This is a genomic window from Dorea sp. OM07-5 (assembly GCF_003481355.1).
Taxonomy (GTDB): Bacteria; Bacillota; Clostridia; order Lachnospirales; family Lachnospiraceae; genus Dorea_D; species Dorea_D hominis.
Genome location: NZ_QUKZ01000048.1, coordinates 1 through 494 on the forward strand (window position 1 = coordinate 1; position 494 = coordinate 494).

The following is a 494-nucleotide window of genomic DNA, read 5'->3' on the forward strand; positions in this document are numbered from 1 at the left end:
TGTTTATACAGCACCCCTGTTGTTCCATCCGGATGCACGATGTCCTCTTTGGCATACAGACCATACACAGCACCACGAAGAGCACTGTCACCCTGTGCTTTAAATGCAAGTGTTTCTTTATCGATCTTTGCGATTTTTACCTTTCCGGTGACTCTCTCATCGGTTGCTGTTACAGTCAATGTCTTTCCGGCTGCAACCTCTACTTTATATACTTCTGTATTCAGTTTATATCCGGTCGGTGCAGTCACTTCTTTTACATACACAGTTTTGAGTGCGGCATCAAAATAATCACTGACTGCTTTTCCGTCTGTTTCGGTTGCAGTCATCGTCATCAGCAGATTTTCGCACTTCTTATCGGTGTAAATACCGTATACTGCTCCAGATAGTGGGTTCTGTGTATTGATATCTTTCTTCGTCAACTCAATACGTGTCATGTTCAGCCACTGTACGCTGAAGCTTACCGGAGCTGCTGTTTCGCTTTCGAATACACCGAT

At 44.1% G+C, this 494-nt stretch carries 1 protein-coding gene; it reads right to left on the reverse strand.

The genetic code is table 11. The features are described 5' to 3' along the window. On the reverse strand, positions 1-494 hold a 494-nt coding region (locus tag DXC04_RS15985), incomplete at both ends, for an MSCRAMM family protein (protein ID WP_243112189.1).